Origin of the sequence: Tardiphaga sp. 839_C3_N1_4 (assembly GCF_051811045.1) — a bacterium.
Lineage (GTDB): Bacteria > Pseudomonadota > Alphaproteobacteria > Rhizobiales > Xanthobacteraceae > Tardiphaga.
Genome location: NZ_JBPWQD010000001.1, coordinates 296,054 through 311,447 on the forward strand (window position 1 = coordinate 296,054; position 15,394 = coordinate 311,447).

13 protein-coding genes are annotated in these 15,394 nt (G+C 62.0%); 4 read left to right on the forward strand and 9 right to left on the reverse strand.

What is annotated here, in order from left to right:
* Positions 1-26 precede the first annotated feature (26 nt).
* Complete coding sequence (tsaA, locus tag AB8A38_RS01755) at positions 27-518, forward strand: tRNA (N6-threonylcarbamoyladenosine(37)-N6)-methyltransferase TrmO (protein WP_439084742.1); 492 nt, start codon at positions 27-29, stop codon at positions 516-518.
* A gap of 138 nt (positions 519-656) precedes the next feature.
* On the opposite strand, the gene AB8A38_RS01760 is transcribed toward tsaA, so the two are convergent.
* The 4 genes from AB8A38_RS01760 to AB8A38_RS01775 all read right to left on the reverse strand — a co-directional run bounded on the left by AB8A38_RS01760 (position 657) and on the right by AB8A38_RS01775 (position 3,736).
* Entirely contained in the window at positions 657-1,085 is a 429-nt protein-coding gene (locus AB8A38_RS01760) for an HIT family protein (RefSeq protein WP_089263737.1), read from the reverse strand.
* A 71-nt stretch (positions 1,086-1,156) separates the two neighbouring features.
* Positions 1,157-2,395, reverse strand: a complete 1,239-nt coding sequence (locus AB8A38_RS01765; protein ID WP_439084743.1) for a GNAT family N-acetyltransferase — start codon at positions 2,393-2,395, stop codon at positions 1,157-1,159.
* A gap of 99 nt (positions 2,396-2,494) precedes the next feature.
* Entirely contained in the window at positions 2,495-3,241 is a 747-nt protein-coding gene (locus AB8A38_RS01770) for a glycerophosphodiester phosphodiesterase (protein ID WP_439084744.1), read from the reverse strand.
* Positions 3,242-3,268: 27 nt separating this feature from the next.
* Positions 3,269-3,736 carry a RidA family protein gene (locus AB8A38_RS01775; RefSeq protein WP_092144382.1) on the reverse strand — a complete coding sequence of 156 codons (468 nt, stop codon included), beginning with the start codon at positions 3,734-3,736 and terminating at the stop codon, positions 3,269-3,271.
* Between the two features lie 251 nt (positions 3,737-3,987).
* Between AB8A38_RS01775 and AB8A38_RS01780 the strand changes: the two genes are divergently transcribed.
* A complete protein-coding gene (locus AB8A38_RS01780; RefSeq protein WP_439084745.1) occupies positions 3,988-4,863 on the forward strand; it encodes a cell envelope integrity EipB family protein in 876 nt (291 codons plus the stop codon).
* 199 nt (positions 4,864-5,062) lie between these two features.
* On the opposite strand, the gene AB8A38_RS01785 is transcribed toward AB8A38_RS01780, so the two are convergent.
* The gene (locus AB8A38_RS01785) at positions 5,063-6,442 is read right to left on the reverse strand and encodes a malonyl-CoA decarboxylase (protein WP_439084746.1); all 1,380 of its coding nucleotides are present in this window, start codon (positions 6,440-6,442) and stop codon (positions 5,063-5,065) included.
* A gap of 174 nt (positions 6,443-6,616) precedes the next feature.
* Between AB8A38_RS01785 and AB8A38_RS01790 the strand changes: the two genes are divergently transcribed.
* Positions 6,617-7,603: an ABC transporter substrate-binding protein gene (locus AB8A38_RS01790; protein ID WP_068732554.1), complete on the forward strand. Its 987-nt coding sequence runs from the start codon at positions 6,617-6,619 to the stop codon at positions 7,601-7,603.
* A gap of 170 nt (positions 7,604-7,773) precedes the next feature.
* Here the strand turns inward: AB8A38_RS01790 and AB8A38_RS01795 are convergent, their stop codons facing one another.
* Positions 7,774-8,793, reverse strand: coding sequence for a flavin reductase (locus AB8A38_RS01795; protein ID WP_439084747.1), 1,020 nt, complete (start codon positions 8,791-8,793; stop codon positions 7,774-7,776).
* A gap of 140 nt (positions 8,794-8,933) precedes the next feature.
* Between AB8A38_RS01795 and AB8A38_RS01800 the strand changes: the two genes are divergently transcribed.
* Positions 8,934-9,980, forward strand: coding sequence for a peptidase M29 (locus tag AB8A38_RS01800; protein ID WP_184517767.1), 1,047 nt, complete (start codon positions 8,934-8,936; stop codon positions 9,978-9,980).
* A gap of 27 nt (positions 9,981-10,007) precedes the next feature.
* Here AB8A38_RS01800 and AB8A38_RS01805 read toward each other — a convergent pair whose 3' ends face one another.
* Genes AB8A38_RS01805 through AB8A38_RS01815 form a run of 3 tightly spaced genes read right to left on the reverse strand, consistent with a single transcriptional unit; the run spans position 10,008 to position 14,970 of the window.
* Positions 10,008-13,163 carry an efflux RND transporter permease subunit gene (locus tag AB8A38_RS01805; RefSeq protein ID WP_439084748.1) on the reverse strand — a complete coding sequence of 1,052 codons (3,156 nt, stop codon included), beginning with the start codon at positions 13,161-13,163 and terminating at the stop codon, positions 10,008-10,010.
* Positions 13,160-14,566 (reverse strand): efflux RND transporter periplasmic adaptor subunit, encoded by a 1,407-nt coding sequence (locus AB8A38_RS01810; RefSeq protein WP_439084749.1) that lies wholly within the window; start codon positions 14,564-14,566, stop codon positions 13,160-13,162. The genes AB8A38_RS01805 and AB8A38_RS01810 overlap by 4 nt, the downstream gene beginning before the upstream one ends.
* A complete protein-coding gene (locus AB8A38_RS01815; protein ID WP_439084750.1) occupies positions 14,563-14,970 on the reverse strand; it encodes a FixH family protein in 408 nt (135 codons plus the stop codon). Before AB8A38_RS01815 ends, AB8A38_RS01810 begins: the two co-directional genes overlap by 4 nt.
* Positions 14,971-15,394: the final 424 nt, after the last annotated feature.

Consider the following 15,394-nt stretch of genomic DNA (forward strand, 5'->3'; position numbering starts at 1 on the left):
TCGACAGGATGCAAGAACGGTGACCGATGGTTCGTGAAAGTGAAATCCGCGCCGGCGAACTCGCCGTCGATGCACCGAAGCCGAACCATGCGGGCCTCGTCTATATCGGGCGCATCCGCACGCCCTGGACGTCGCGGCTGGAAACGCCGCGGCAGGGTCGCCATGACGGCCCGGTGTGCCGGCTCGAGATCTTCGAACCATGGGTGCCGGGGCTGAAGGATCTCGACCTCTACAAGCATCTCGAAGTGATCTACTGGCTGCATCTGTCGCGCCGCGACCTGGTGCTGCAGAGCCCCAAGAACGACGGCAACGCGCGCGGCATTTTCTCGCTGCGCACGCCGGTGCGGCCGAACCCGCTCGGCACATCCATGGTGAAGCTGGTGGGGATCGAGGGATCGACCGTGCTGGTGCGCGGGCTGGATTGTCTCGACGAGACGCCGTTGCTCGATATGAAGCCGGACCGCTGCGAATTCACGCCGCTGGCGCCGCCGCAGCCGGGGGACTTCCAGACGGAGTAGGGCTCGGCCGCCCGCTCTCTGCCCTCATCCTGAGGAGCGACCTTCTGGTCGCGTCTCGAAGGATGGCCGCAAACTCAATCATGGTTCGAGACGGCGCCCGAGATGGGCGCCTCCTCACCATGAGGATGGTGTTTGACGCTACAGCGCTGCCAGTGCCGCGATGAGTTTCGTCGCGTTGTCTTCCAGCACCTTCGGGTCTTCCTTGCGCGACGCCGGCGGCAGCAGGCCGACATTGTCGTGGCGTGGCATCACGTGCATGTGCAGATGAAACACCACTTGGCCGCCGGCGGCTTCCGAATATTGTGCGACGGTCATGCCGTCGGCCTTGAAGGCCTGTTTGCAGGCCGCCGCGATCTTGTGGGCGGCGCGGATCACATGGGCATAGTCGTCAGGCGTGATGTCGAAGATATTGCGCGCAGGCGCTTTGGGGATCACCAGCGTGTGGCCGGGGGAGCGCGGCATGATGTCGAGGAAGGCCAGCACGTGGTCGTTCTCGTAGACCTTGTAGCAGGGGAATTCGCCGCGCAGGATTTTGGCGAAGATGTTGTTCGGGTCATACGCGGTCATGGAATCCTCCGGAAAATTTCGGCGCAAATTTGGGCGACTGTCGCCGCCAGAGGGGAGCCGGTCAAGACGGCTTAATCCTGCTCGTCGCCCTTCCTGAACGGGCCGGCTTCGGTCAATTCGCGGACGGCCTCCGCGACATATTCGCGCTCGCGCTGAAGATATTCGCCGACAGCCTGACGAAGCCCGCGATCGGCGATGTAATGCGCCGAATAGGTGGTCTGCGGCAGATAGCCTCGTGCGATCTTGTGTTCGCCCTGGGCGCCAGCTTCGACGGTCTTCAACCCGCGGCGGATGGCGAAGTCGATGGCCTGATAGTAGCAGACTTCGAAATGCAGGAACGGATGATGCTCGATGGCACCCCAGTGGCGGCCGAACAGCGTGTCCGAACCTATAAAATTGATGGCGCCGGCGATCCACTTGCCGTCGCGCTTGGCCATGATCAGCGCGACATCGTCGCTCATGCTCTCGGCGATCAGCGCATAAAACTCGCGTGTCAGATAGGGGCGTCCCCATTTGCGCGAGCCGGTCTCCATGTAGAAGGCGAAGAACGCGTCCCACGCATCCTCGGTGATCTCGCTGCCGGTGAGGGGATGGATGGTGATGCCATTGGCCAGCGCATCGCGGCGCTCGCGCTTGATCGCCTTGCGATGGCGCGAATTCAGCGTTGCCAGGAAATCGTCGAAACTGCTGTAGCCGTCATTGCGGAAATGAAACTGCTGGTCGGTCCGCTGCAGGAAGCCGCGTGCGGCGAGAAATTGCCATTCGCTCTCGCGCGCGAAAGTGACATGGACAGATGATGCATCGGTTGCCTCACAGAGACCGACGAGGCCGCCGGCCAGCGCCGCGCCCACGCGTTCCACATCCACGCCGTCGCGGATCAGCAGGCGCGGACCGGTGGCAGGCGTGAACGGAACCGAGGCCTGCAGCTTCGGGTAATATTGCCCGCCGGCGCGCTCATAGGCATCGGCCCAGCCGCGGTCGAACACGTATTCGCCCTGCGAGTGCGATTTCAGATAACAGGGCACGACGCCGACGATGCGGCCCTCGCTCTTGGCGATCAGATGGCGCGGACCCCAGCCGGTGCGGGCGCAGGCCGAATTCGACTTCTCGACGGCCGCGAAAAAAGCGTGAGACACGAACGGGTTGTAATTGGCTTTCGAGGTGCAACCGTTGGCCGCCGGGGCCAGCGTATCGAGGCTCTCAATGCCACCGAGATCGGCATGGCCGGTGGCACAGGCATCCCAGTCCGTGGCCGGAATCTGGCTGATGGACGCCACTGCTTCGAGGGTAATGTCCGATGACGTCATCAATCACTTGAACCGGTCATATGCGATCAACCGTCGCGGTGACCGCTCCTAAGATTGTGCATCGCGCCGGACACTTCAAGTCCCGGCCGCAACGCCTTCAGTTTACGGCACGAATCCTTCGAAGGTCATCTGGTCGGCATAACGGGCGGTGATGGCGCGCTGTTCCGGCGTGCGCACGGTCCAGGTCAGGAGCGCGCAGCCGAACAGGTTGCGGGCGATCCAGGGCGCCGGGGCTGGCAGTTCCTTGACCCAATAGGAGACGAAATGCGGCCGGGTACGGAAGGCGTGGCGGAGATGGCGCATGCCGTCGCGCTGGGCCTGCGTCAGTGTCAGCCACTCGCCGTCGTCATAAGTGCGCTGGGCGGTGATGCCGCGCGGGATTTCGGGCGCGATCTCGCGCATCGCGAGAACCTGATCGGGATCGAATGACATCCAGGCAACCGGCCCGCGATAGGTCTTGAGAATCTCGGCGACGCGGGCGACCAGTTTGCGGTTGCTGTCGAAATGGCTCTTGATCTCGATCACGAGCCCGACACGGCCGTCGATCAGTGCAAGAAGATCGCCGAGCGACATCATGCGCTCGGGCGTGTCCTTGAAATTGATCTGCTTCAGTTCGGCGGATGTCTTCGCGAGCAGGGGACCGGAGCCCTCGGTCAGGCGTCCCAACTCATCGTCATGATGCACCATCGCCTCGCCGTCGGCGGTGAGCTGCACATCGGTCTCGATGCTGAAATTGCCTGATATGGCGGCGTGCATGGCGCCGGGCATGTTCTCGATAATGCCGCGGGTGCGATCGTGCAGGCCACGATGCGCGACCGGCCGGGCGATGAGCCAGTCAGGTGCGCGCATCGGGATTGTCCTTGAATGCGTCCTGGATCAGATGACTTCGAACACGGCATCGACCTCGACCGCGCAATCGGCGGGGAGCGAGGCGACGCCGACAGCGGCGCGGGAATGACGGCCCTTGTCGCCGAAGGCGGCGACCATCAGGTCCGATGCGCCATTGATGATCTTCGGCGCGTCGATGAAATCCGGCGTCGAATTGACGAAGCCGCCGAGACGGACGACGCGGGCAACCTTGTCGAGATCGCCGAGCGCAGCCTTGACCTGCGCCAGGATGTTGATCGCGCAGCCGCGCGCCGCATTGACGCCCTGTTCAAGCGTGACGCCGGCGCCGAGCTTGCCCTTGGCAATCAGCTGGCCGTCGGCACCCATGCAAATCTGGCCGGAGACGAACAGCAGATTGCCCGTGCGGACGAAGCCGACATAGTTCGCCACCGGGCTCACCGGCTCGTGAAGCTTGACCCCTAGATCCGCAAGTTTCTGCTCGACCGTTCCTGCCATCGTGATTCCCCAAACAATTGATGATGTGCCCGAACAAAAGTCCCCAAAGGGTTCAGGCGCTCTCTGTTTCACCCATACCGTCCCGCCGCGCAAGTGACGATCCGGCGACACCGGGCCGCCCCGCAATAGTGCGGTTCTGGCAAGATTTGCTGCAGAATATGCCATTTGCGCAGTGCAAATCCGGCGCGGCCGTAGTTGCGACGCAATAGGACGCTCTCTATTGTTGTAGTTCCAGAATCCAGGGAAAACCCATGCGCCGCATTTCCTCCGTTTCGCGATTCCAGGCTGCCTCGCTGGCACTGGCGATGGCGACTTTCGTGGCGCCGGTGTCGGCATTCGCGGCTCCGCCCGCTGCGGGCACGCCGTTTGTCGCGCACCAGGCGCTGTATGAACTGAAGCTGTTGAAGTCGCGCGGCAATGCCAGCGTGAACAGCGCCAGCGGCCGCATCCTCTATAATTTTACCGGCAGTGCCTGCGAAGGCTACACGTCGGATTTCCGCCAGGTCTCGGAGCTGAACAGCGGCGAGGACAAGACCACGCTGAGCGATCTGCGCTCCACCAGCTGGGAAGCCGGTGACGGCAAGAGCTATCGCTTCAAGATCGACACCCGCATGAATGATGGCGATGCCAGCGCCGTCGACGGCATTGCGGAGCGCGAAGGCGATCACGTCACGGTCAAGCTGAAGCAGCCGGTGGCGAAGACCTTCACGCTGGAGGGGGCCACCGTATTTCCGACCGAGCAGATTCACCGCATCATTGCCGCCGCGCGCGAAGGCAAGTCGGTGCTGGAACTGAATGTCTATGACGGGTCGGATACGGGCGAGAAAGTCTACAGCACGCTCACGGTGATCGGGCAGGCGATCACCGGCGATCGCAAGGTCAACGAGCCCGATCCCTCGACCGGCGATGACGGCATGAAGAAGCTGACGCGCTGGCCGGTCACCGTCAGCTACTACGACAAGTCAGCGAAATCCTCCGACGGCGGCGAGCAGACGCCGGTCTATGCCATGTCGTTTGAACTCTATGAGAACGGCGTCTCGCGGTCCCTGGTGCTGGACTACAATGACTTCGTGATAGGCGGCGCCATGAGCAAGTTCAATGTGAAGGACAGCAAGCCTTGTAAGTGAGGGGCTGGCCTTTAAGCGAAAGGGGGACTTTAGCTTTTTGCTCAGTCCTCTCAATTGTCATCCCCGCGAAGGCGGGGATCCATAACCACGGTCGACAAAGTTAGAACTCTGTGAGCATCTCCGGCGCTCAAGTTTTGAACTTGGAGTCTATGGGTCCCCGCCTTCGCGGGGACGACAGCCATAAACCTAAAAGCCTATCTCACTCAGCCCGCGATAGCCGCATGCTGTCCAGCAAACGCAGCCCACCACCGCTTTCGCTCTTCAGCAGCTTCTTCACCGCGCTCGATGCCGCGATCTCGTAATGATCCGCATAGGCTTCGTGGTTCTTCTCGATATCGTCGAGACGATACAGATAGTTCACCATCAGACTGGCGGACTCGCGCAGGCCCTTGGCTGAGGTGTCGCCGAGCCAGTCGATGCGCTCCAGTCGTGCGCCATTGCCGAGATGGAAGCGGGCAACGGAATCGATCGGGCCGCCGCGCGGGCTCTTGGCCTTCAGGAAGTAATGCGCGGCGAGCTGCTCCATCACGGGCTTGAGCTGCGCGGTCAGCGCCGTGTCGTTGACCCATAGCGGATCGGCGAGCATGTCGACCAGCGCCTGGTCTTCATTGGACAGGTTGAGATCGTCGGCCTTCTTGAGCCACTTCATGAAGCCTGGCACCGGCGACAGCGTCACGAACGTATCGAGCTTCGGCAATTCGCGGCGCAGTTCCTCGACCACCTGCTTGATCAGGAAGTTGCCGAAGGAAATGCCGCCGAGACCGCGCTGGCAGTTGGAGATCGAATAGAAGACTGCGGTGCGCGCGCGCTCGATCGGCACTGGTTGGCGATCGACCGCGAGCAGCGGCGCGATGGCGCCTGGAATGGTTTCGGTGAGCGCAACCTCGACGAAGATCAGCGGTTCATCGACAAGCGCAGGGTGGAAGAATGCATAGCAGCGGCGATCCACGGGATCGATGCGGCGGCGCAGATCATCCCAGTCGTGGATCTCATGCACCGCTTCATATTTGATGACTTTTTCGAGCACGTTGGCGGGCGTGGACCAGTCGATCTTGCGCAGCACCAGAAATCCCCTGTTGAACCAGGATGCCAAGAGATGAACGACGTCGCGATCGACGGCGTTGAGGTCTTTGTTACCATTCTTCAGATCGAGAAGATCTTCACGCATCTTCACGAGTTCGCTGGTCGCGTTCGGGGCGCGGTTCAGCCGGCGAAACAGTTCCTGCCGCTGCGGTTCGGATGCGAAATGCAATTCGCCGGAGATGTCGCCGCTGGGCTTGGCGCGCCATGCCTCGATCGCCTTCTCAAGCTTGTCACGATCGGGACCGTAATTCTGTGCAAGGTTTTCGAAGAAGGTGAGGCGGCCGGCCTCGTCGAGACTCTTGTAGCGATCGAGCACGCCGCGCGCGAGGGCCGTGCCGGACGCTTCGCCGCGTCCTGACAACAGCTCCGCACAGAGTTCGATCAAGTCCGATGCGTTCTGTTTGGGATCCACAGATGCGGGACCGAGCCGCAGCAGAGTGCGTCCGCGTTCCGAGATGGATGCGAGGAGATCGGAGAAGAAGGAGTCATTGCTCATGGTGAATCAATTCCCGGGCTGGCGGTCCAACCAGTCTGCTTCAATATAGCCCATAGCGAGGCATATTGCGCGATCATTTGAAGCATGAAACAATTGTGAGTGGGGAGCGCTTCGGCAAGAGAATTGCATTCGTTTCTGACTGCGGCCGGATCGCTGAAAACAGAGGAATTCAGGATGAAGCGGATCGCATCGAAGCGTGGCGTTGTGGCGGCTCTGGCACTCGGAGCGTTGCTGAGCAGTGGCTCGGCATTTGCCCAACAAACCATCAAGGTTGGCTGGACCATTCCGGCCGAAGAATCCAAATACTGGATGATGAAGCGTCCGCAGGAATTCGCGGATCTCGGCAAGAAATACAATATCGAGTGGGTGCAGTTTCAGGGCACCGCGCCGATGACGCAGGCACTCGCGGCCGGCGCGCTGGATTGCGCGACGCAATCGGTGCTGGCGCTGGCGCAGGGCGTGCAGAGCGGTAACCTCAAGGCTTCGATCGTTGCGCAGCATGTGTTCGAGAAGCCGGGCAGCTTCTCGGTCTATTGGGCGGTAAAGGACGACTCGCCGATCAAGACCATCGCCGACCTCAAGGGGAAGACGATGTCGATCAATACGCTCGGCTCCGGCATCTATGGCCCGATGGCGATCCTCTTGAAGCAGGCCGGTCTCGATCCCGCCAAGGACGTCAAGCTGGTTGAAGTCGGCTTCGCGCTCTCGGAAGAAGCGCTGCGTTCGGGCCGCGTCGATTCCGCCGTGATGAATCAGCCATTTGCCGCGCGCATGGAAGCCAAGGGCGGCACCCGCAAGCTGTTCTCGCTGTCGCAGCAGCAGGACGGCATCGTGCACATTCTCGAAGCCTGCCGCGCCGACTTCATCGAGAAGAATCCGGAACTGGCCAGGATGTATGTGCGCGATCTCACGCTGGGCATGCAGAAGGCGCTGGCCAATCGCGATGAAACGCTGAAGGTCGTCAATGAAGTGATGAAGGCGCCGATCCCGGTGCTGGAAACCTATCTGCTGAAGGATAACGATTTCGCCAGGGATCCAGGTGCTGCGCCGAATTTCGATGCGATCCAGAAGATGCTCGACACCTATGTCGAATCCGGAATGCTGCCGAAGAAGCTCGACGTCTCCGAGCTGAAGGGCAAGGTCGTCGCGCCGATCAAGTAACGGCGTCGCTTACTTACAAACAATGACACTTTCTCCGTCATGCCCGGCCTTGTGCCGGGCATCCACGTCTTGGCCACAAGGAAGGCGTGGATGGCCGGGACATCCCGCGAAGCCGCGCTTCGCGCTTTGCCCGGCCATGACGTGGAGAGAGCAGCGCTTGATCGCGATCGTTATTGTGAAGTTGTATCGTCGGACATGCCGCTGTCGATTAGGAGATCGAGCGCGTATTTGATGGTCGCGCGCTCATCGTCGTTGAAGCGCTTCAGCAGTTCTGCCTCATGTTCGAGCGCAGCCTTCTGCACGGGCTTGACGCGCGTACGGCCTTTGGCAGTGAGGTACAGTGTCACGCGGCGGCGATCGTTCGAGGTGCTCTTACGCTTCAACAGCTCGTCGCGCTCCATACGGTCGAGCACTTTCGTCAGGCCCGGCTGCTTCATCAAGGCCATCGCGGCGAGTTCGCCGACCGACAGGCCCTCGACATCGGCGAGGCAGGCCAATACGCGCCATTCCGGCACCGTGAGGTCCCATTCTTTCAACCGCGCGTGAAACGAGCTGGACACGTTGAAGCTGGCGCGCGCCAGGAGATAGGACAGGTAGCTGCGCGCAAAACTGTTGCTGGCCAGGGCCGGCGCCCGTGGCTGTGCCTTGTCGATGCGGCGGAGTTGTCCGGAGTGGAAGACGAGGGGGTCGTGATTGCGCTCGACGAAGTGCACGACTTCACCGACCAGGATCGTGTGGTCGCCGCCGGGATAGCGCGCCCAGGTCTTGCATTCGAAGATCGGTGCGAGGCCCTCGATCAGCGGTGCACCGCTGATGCCCGGCGCATGGGCGATATCGGCAAACTTGTCGGAGCCGCGACGGCCGAACCGCATCGCGAGCTCGCCATGATCGGCGCCGAGAAAGTGAATGGCGAAGGCATCAGCCTCGACGAAGGGATCGTGGCTGGGCGACGATTTGGCGACGCTCCACAGCACCAGCGGCGGATCGAGCGAGACCGACGAGAAGGAGTTCGCGGTCATACCGACGGGATGGTCGCCATTGGTGGCGGTGACCACGGTGACGCCGGTCGGAAACTGGCCCAGTGCCTGACGAAACGTCGCGGGGTTGACCGCCTGCGCCTTGTCCACGAGCTTGTCGTCCGCGACCTTGTCCTGCGCCGTCTTGTCAAACGCCGTTTTGTCAAAGGCCATGGAATTCGCCGCTCCGCGACACCCGCGACTGCCCAAAATACAGCGCCGGATTGTCCTTCAAGATTAAAAATATTCCTTTTCATATAACATGACCGCGCCTATCATCCAACCATAATCGCTTTAAAACACGGAGAAACGGCATGCTGGCGGATCGCATCGAGGCGAAATGGATCGACGCATTCTGCGAGATCTTCGAACGCTGCGCGGTCAAGCCCGGCGACACTGCCGCCATCCTCTCCGAGACGCAATCGCGCGCGCTGAATGTGCACATTGCCGAATTGGCATTGCTCCGCATGGGCGCGCGGCCGTTCCACGTCGTGGTGCCGACGCCGCGCAACAAACAGGTGGTACCGATCCGCTCCACCGGCGCGTCCGAAGCGATCCAGCAGCTTGGCCCGGTGGTATCAGCGCTGCAGCAGGCCGGCTTCGTGGTGGATTGCACCATCGAAGGCCTGATGCATGCCAAGGAAACACCGGAGATCCTGAAGGCCGGCGCGCGCATTCTCGTGATCTCCAACGAACATCCGGAAGCACTCGAGCGCATGGTGCCGGACTCGGCGCTCGAGAAGCGCGTGCGCGCGGCGGCGAAGATGCTGCGCGGCACGAAGCACATGAAGGTGACGTCGAAGGCGGGCACTGATCTGGACGTCAACATGGAAGGCGCGGCCACCGTCGGCGTCTGGGGCTGGACCGACAAGCCGGGCACGCTGGCGCATTGGCCGGGCGGCATCGTGGTGAGCTTCCCGAAGAGCAAGACCATCAACGGCACGGTGGTGATGGACGCGGGTGATATCAACCTCACCTTCAAGCGCTACCTGACATCGCCGGTGAAAATGCTGTTCAAGGACGACTATCTCACCGAGCTGACCGGCGAGGGCGCTGACGCCGAGATGATGAAGCGCTATCTCGCCGCTTGGGGCGACCGCGAGGCCTATGCCGTGTCGCATGTGGGCTGGGGCATGAATCCCAATGCGCGTTACGAGGCGCTGCAGATGTATGACCAGCGCGATACCAACGGCACCGAGATCCGTGCGGTGGCCGGCAACTTCCTGTTCTCCACCGGCGCCAATGAATTCGCGGGCCGTTACACCGCGGGACATTTCGATCTGCCGATCTTCAAGACGACGATCACGCTCGACGGTGTCGATGTGATCAAGGACGGCGTGGTGCAGGACGTGTTCGGCTGAGTCCGAACACGTCGCTCCAGGCTCGGGCTATCCGGCCAGAGGAACGATCCCTTCTGCTGCGATCAAGCCGGCCCGAGGCAGCCGATAGCCCTTAACAATTGCATAGATCGCGGGGATCACAATCAGTGTGAGCAGCGTCGACGAGATCATGCCGCCGATCATCGGCACCGCGATGCGCTGCATGATCTCCGAGCCCGTGCCGGTGCTCCACATGATCGGCAGCAGGCCCGCCATGATGGCAACCACCGTCATCATCTTGGGACGGACGCGTTCGACCGCTCCCTCCATGATGGCGTCGTACAGGTCGTTGCGCGTCAGAGGCCGTCCTTCAATGTCCCGTCTCGCCTGGATCGCGGTCAATGCCTGATTCAGATAGATCAGCATCACCACGCCGGTCTCGGCGGCAACGCCGGCCAGCGCAATGAAGCCGACGACGACTGCGACCGACAGGTTGAAACCGAGCCACCACATCAGCCAGAGGCCGCCGACCAGCGCGAACGGCAACGACAGCATGACGATCATCGTTTCGGTGATCGACCGGAAGTTCAGGTACAGCAGCAGGAAGATGATCAGCAGCGTCACCGGCACGACGATCTTCAGGCGCGCCGTCGCACGTTCGAGATATTCGTACTGGCCGCTCCACATCACGTAGTAGCCGGGCGGAAATTGAATGCTCGCCTGGACGGCGCGCTGCGCGTCGGCCACGTAGCCGCCGAGGTCGCGATCGCGGATGTCGACATAGATGTAGGTGGCCAACTGTCCGTTCTCTGTCCGGATCGACGTCGGCCCTCTCGCCAGCGCAATCCTGGCCACCTCGCCGAGCGGGACCGCGCCACCTCCGGGCATCGGCACCAGCACGTCGCTGGCGATAGCCTGCGGGCTGTCTCTGAGTTCGCGGGGGTACCGCATGTTGACGGTGAAGCGTTGCCGGCCTTCCACGGTCGTCGTCACTGTCTGGCCGCCGAGCGCGGTTCCGATCACGTCCTGGACGTCCTGGATCATGATGCCGTAGCGCGCCAATGCCTCGCGGTCCGGTGTCACATCGAGGTAGTAGCCGCCGATGCTGCGCTCGGCGTAGGCGGACGATGTGCCCGGTACCGCCTTGAGCACCTGCTCGATCTGCTTCGCAAGTCGGTCGATCTCGACGAGGTCGGTGCCGATCACCTTCACGCCGATGGGCGTGCGGATGCCCGTCGACAGCATGTCGATGCGGGCCTTGATCGGCATGGTCCAGGCATTCGACACGCCCGGAAACTGCAGCGCCTTGTCCATCTCGGCGATCAGTCCATCAACCGTGAGACCGGATCGCCACTCTTCCTTCGGTTTGAGGTTGATGATCGTCTCGAACATTTCGGAGGGCGCCGGATCAGTCGCCGTGGCAGCGCGCCCCGCCTTGCCATAAACCGAAGCGACTTCCGGAAACGACCGAATGATCCTGTCCTGCATCTGCAGCAGTTCTCCGGCCTTGGTGACGGAGATACCCGGCAGCGTCGTCGGCATGTACATGAGCGTGCCCTCGTTGAGATTGGGCATGAACTCGGTGCCGAGCTGACGTGCCGGCCAGACACTCGCCACGAGAACGGCGACGGCGAGCAGGACGACCAGCGTCTTCGCGCGCATCACAGCGGTGATGACAGGCCGGTAGACCCAGATCAGAAAGCGGTTGATCGGATTCTTGTGTTCCGGAACGATCCGGCCGCGGACGAAGATGATCATCAGAGCCGGGACCAGCGTCACCGACAGGATGGCGGCGGCCGCCATCGCAAACGTCTTGGTGAACGCCAGAGGGCTGAACAGACGTCCTTCCTGGGATTCCAGCGTGAAAATCGGCATGAACGACACGGTGATGATCAACAGGCTGAAGAACAGTGCCGGGCCGACTTCGGAGGCTGCCTCGATCAGGACCTCGACACGCGATTTGCCGGGATACGCGCGCTCGAGATGTTTGTGGGCGTTCTCGATCATGACGATGGCAGCATCGACCATGGCGCCGATGGCGATCGCGATGCCGCCGAGACTCATGATGTTGGAGCCAAGACCGAGCAGCTTCATGGCGCCGAACGCCATCAGCACGCCGACCGGCAGCATCAGGATCGCGACCAGGGCACTGCGGACATGCAGCAAGAACAAAATACAGACAAGGGCGACGACCACGCTTTCTTCGAACAACGTGTGCTTGAGCGTCGCGATGGCGGCGTTGATCAGGTTGGAGCGGTCGTAGACCGGAACGATCTCGACGGAATTCGGTAGACTGCTGGCGATCTCCTTGAAGCGCTTCTTGACGTTCTCGATGACGTCGAGCGCGTTGACACCAAAACGCTGCAGCACGATGCCGCTGGCGACTTCGCCTTCGCCGTTCAGTTCGGTGATGCCGCGCCGCTCGTCGGGGCCCAGTTCGACGCGCGCGACGTCGCGCAGCAGGACCGGCGTGCCGTTGTTCGTCTTGAGCACGACATTGCCGAGGTCGTTGATCGACTTCAGATAGCCCTTGCCGCGGATGACATATTCGAATTCGGACAGCTCCACGGTGCGGCCGCCGACATCGGCGTTGCTGGCGCGAATAGCGTCGCGCATTTTCTGCATGGTGATGCCGAGGTCGCGCATCCGAAGCGGATCGAGCACGACGTTATATTGCTTGACGAAGCCACCGACGCTGGCGACTTCGGCGACGCCTTCGGCTTTGGCGAGCGCAAATTTCAGATTCCAGTCCTGGATCGCCCGTGTGTCGGCAAGGTTCAATTCCTTGGACATCACTGCGTATTGGTAGACCCAGCCGACGCCGGTGGCGTCGGGGCCCATCGTCGGCGTGACGCCGGCGGGCAGGCGGGATGTAGCTCCGTTCAGGAATTCGAGAACGCGCGACCGGGCCCAGTAGATGTCGGTCCCGTCTTCGAAGATGACATAGACGAACGACACGCCGAAGAACGAGAATCCGCGCACCACTTTCGACTTCGGCACCGTGAGCATTGCCGTCGTCAACGGATAGGTGACCTGATCCTCGATCACCTGCGGCGCCTGGCCGGGGTACTCGGTATAGACGATGACCTGGGTGTCGGAGAGATCCGGGATGGCGTCGAGCGGCAGATGTGCCAGCGCGTAGATGCCAGCGGCTGCGGCGAAGCCTGTGCCGAACAACACCAGCAGCAGATTGCGCGCCGACCATGCGATGACGCGGGCGATCATTGTGGGCTCCTCGCGTCGGAAAAGCCCTTCAGTGCCGTCTTCAGATTGCTTTCCGCATCGATCAGGAAATTGGCCGAAATGACAACTGGTTCGCCGTCTGCGACGCCCTCGCGGATTTCGACATAGCCGTCGCCGCGACGGCCGAGTCCGACGTCGCGCGGTACGAAGCGGCCCTGTCCTTTGTCAATGAACACCGATTGCCGGGTGCCGGTGTCGATCACAGCGCTCTCGGGGACGGACACGACCGGATCCGCACTTCCGGTCTCGATCGAAGCGTCGATATACATGTCCGGCAGCAGAGCGAGATCGGCGTTCGCGAGTTCGATACGAACGCGCGTCGTCCGGGTCTCGCGATTGACCTGCGGGTAGATCACGTTGACCTTGCCTGCAAACTGCCTGCCGGAAAGGCTGCGCGTCCGGACGTTCACCGGCTGTCCGACGACGATGGCTCCAAGATCGCGTTCCGCGACATCGACCATCGCCCAGACCAGCGATGTATCGGCGATACGAAAGAGGATGTCGCCGGGTTGCGCGCGCATGCCTTCGATGGCGTTGCGCTCAAGCACGATGCCGTCCTGCGGGGCGGCCCATGCGATGGAGATCGGGACGATACGGCTCTTCTCGATTTCGGCAATCACCGTGTCCGGAACATCGAGATTCATGATCCGCTGACGCGACCCGCGCCCATACAATCCGTCGCCGCCCGTCGTCTTCGACGTGATGGTGGCGACGTATTCCGCCGCAGCGGACGAGATCGCGGGGCTGTAGATATCCATCAGGGGCTGCCCGCTGCGGACCTTCGTGCCGGTGGTGACATCGGCAACCTTCTGCACCCAGCTTTCCGCGCGCATCGAGATCACGGAGATACGCCGCTCGTCGAGCTGGATCGTACCGGGTGCGCGGATCGTCGTCCGGATCACGCGCCTGGCGGCTGGCTCAGACTTCACGCCCGTGCGCTGTATCTTGCCCGGAGAGAGCTTGACCGATCCATCGTCGGAATCGTCGCTGTCGAAGACCGGGATGTAATCCATCCCCATGGAGTCCTTCTTCGGCGTTGGCGACGTGTCCGGCAGTCCCATCGGATTGCGGTAATACTTGATCTTGCGCTCCGTAGCCGCGGAACTCGGATCCGGCATCGGCTCGGCTACGATATCCTCGAAGCTGATGTCAGCGTTTGCCGGAACGGCGCGGTAGTTGCGGCCGTCCGGCGTTTTCTTCGGCGTCGACGAGTATGCGGGCTTCCCGTCTGGATCTTGATAGTAGATCGGCGCGCCGGCTTCCTGCGCATCGGCGGGGGTGACCAAGGCGAGGGTGTGCGCCGGTGGCCGCTGCGCGATGATGAATCCGCCTCCGGCCGCCGCGATGAACGCGGCGGCGGTGCCAGCTAAAACGGCGCGGTTCATTTCTGCGCCGTGATGACGAGCTTGTTCTCGACGGAGCCGGTTTCTCCCTGCACCTTGGCGCCCAGAGAAAGCTGCCAGCGACCGGCCATTCCGAAGGTGGCCTTGAACTTGTAGGTGCCGGGCTCGGCCCCCGATACTGGCGTGACCTTGGTGGCCATCTCCTGCATGCCGTCAGGAGCCATGTCGAGACGAGTTGCAAAAATGACGGCATCCGGCACGGGCTTGCCGGTCTTGGTATTCATCAGGCGGACGGTGATGATCTTGTCGGGGCCGGCCTGAACGGACTGGTCGACGAGCTCGAACGCGTAGTCCTTGATATCAGCCAGTGCAGCCGTGCTTGCGCCGCCCAAAGCGACAGCGATCAACGCAGCCCGTAAGGCGCGCGGGGAGTGAGACGTCTTCATGGTTTGGTATCCTCGATCGAATCTGATGTGCCGCGAACGGCATGCGTCATCCGCGCGCCAAGAGGCACGCGGCAGCGACGGCGCTCAGCGCCGCTCAGATCGAAGTGCGAGGAGGGTGGTCTGGAGGGGGGCGGTTGACACCATCGGTCAGCGCGTCATTCAGCACCGAGTGGTAGGTTCGGACGGCGTGGCGAACCGTCATGGGGGGCGCCAAAGAGGGCCCCGCCTGGGCGGTCTTCAACGCGCAAATCGCGAGAAGTGGACAGTCCTGGCAATCCTTACTCTTCTGTTCGGATGGGCAGCAGGGCATGTCTCCAGACATCGCCGACATGTCGGTCATCGTGGCCGACGGCCCCTTGGCAGCCGCCGGAGTCACCACCGGCGCCACCGAGAGACCGATGGTCACGAAGATCGCTAGAAAGAA

Bases quoted from the DNA above. Each gene is read 5' to 3' on its own strand.
- AB8A38_RS01785 (WP_439084746.1), bottom strand. From the start codon at position 6,442: ATGAGCAATGACTCCTTCTTCTCCGATCTCCTCGCATCCATCTCGGAA.
- tsaA (WP_439084742.1), top strand. From the start codon at position 27: ATGGTTCGTGAAAGTGAAATCCGCGCCGGCGAACTCGCCGTCGATGCA.
- AB8A38_RS01760 (WP_089263737.1), bottom strand. From the start codon at position 1,085: ATGACCGCGTATGACCCGAACAACATCTTCGCCAAAATCCTGCGCGGC.
- AB8A38_RS01800 (WP_184517767.1), top strand. From the start codon at position 8,934: ATGCTGGCGGATCGCATCGAGGCGAAATGGATCGACGCATTCTGCGAG.
- AB8A38_RS01775 (WP_092144382.1), bottom strand. From the start codon at position 3,736: ATGGCAGGAACGGTCGAGCAGAAACTTGCGGATCTAGGGGTCAAGCTT.
- AB8A38_RS01780 (WP_439084745.1), top strand. From the start codon at position 3,988: ATGCGCCGCATTTCCTCCGTTTCGCGATTCCAGGCTGCCTCGCTGGCA.
- AB8A38_RS01805 (WP_439084748.1), bottom strand. From the start codon at position 13,163: ATGATCGCCCGCGTCATCGCATGGTCGGCGCGCAATCTGCTGCTGGTG.
- AB8A38_RS01795 (WP_439084747.1), bottom strand. From the start codon at position 8,793: ATGGCCTTTGACAAAACGGCGTTTGACAAGACGGCGCAGGACAAGGTC.
- AB8A38_RS01770 (WP_439084744.1), bottom strand. From the start codon at position 3,241: ATGCGCGCACCTGACTGGCTCATCGCCCGGCCGGTCGCGCATCGTGGC.
- AB8A38_RS01815 (WP_439084750.1), bottom strand. From the start codon at position 14,970: ATGAAGACGTCTCACTCCCCGCGCGCCTTACGGGCTGCGTTGATCGCT.
- AB8A38_RS01810 (WP_439084749.1), bottom strand. From the start codon at position 14,566: ATGAACCGCGCCGTTTTAGCTGGCACCGCCGCCGCGTTCATCGCGGCG.
- AB8A38_RS01790 (WP_068732554.1), top strand. From the start codon at position 6,617: ATGAAGCGGATCGCATCGAAGCGTGGCGTTGTGGCGGCTCTGGCACTC.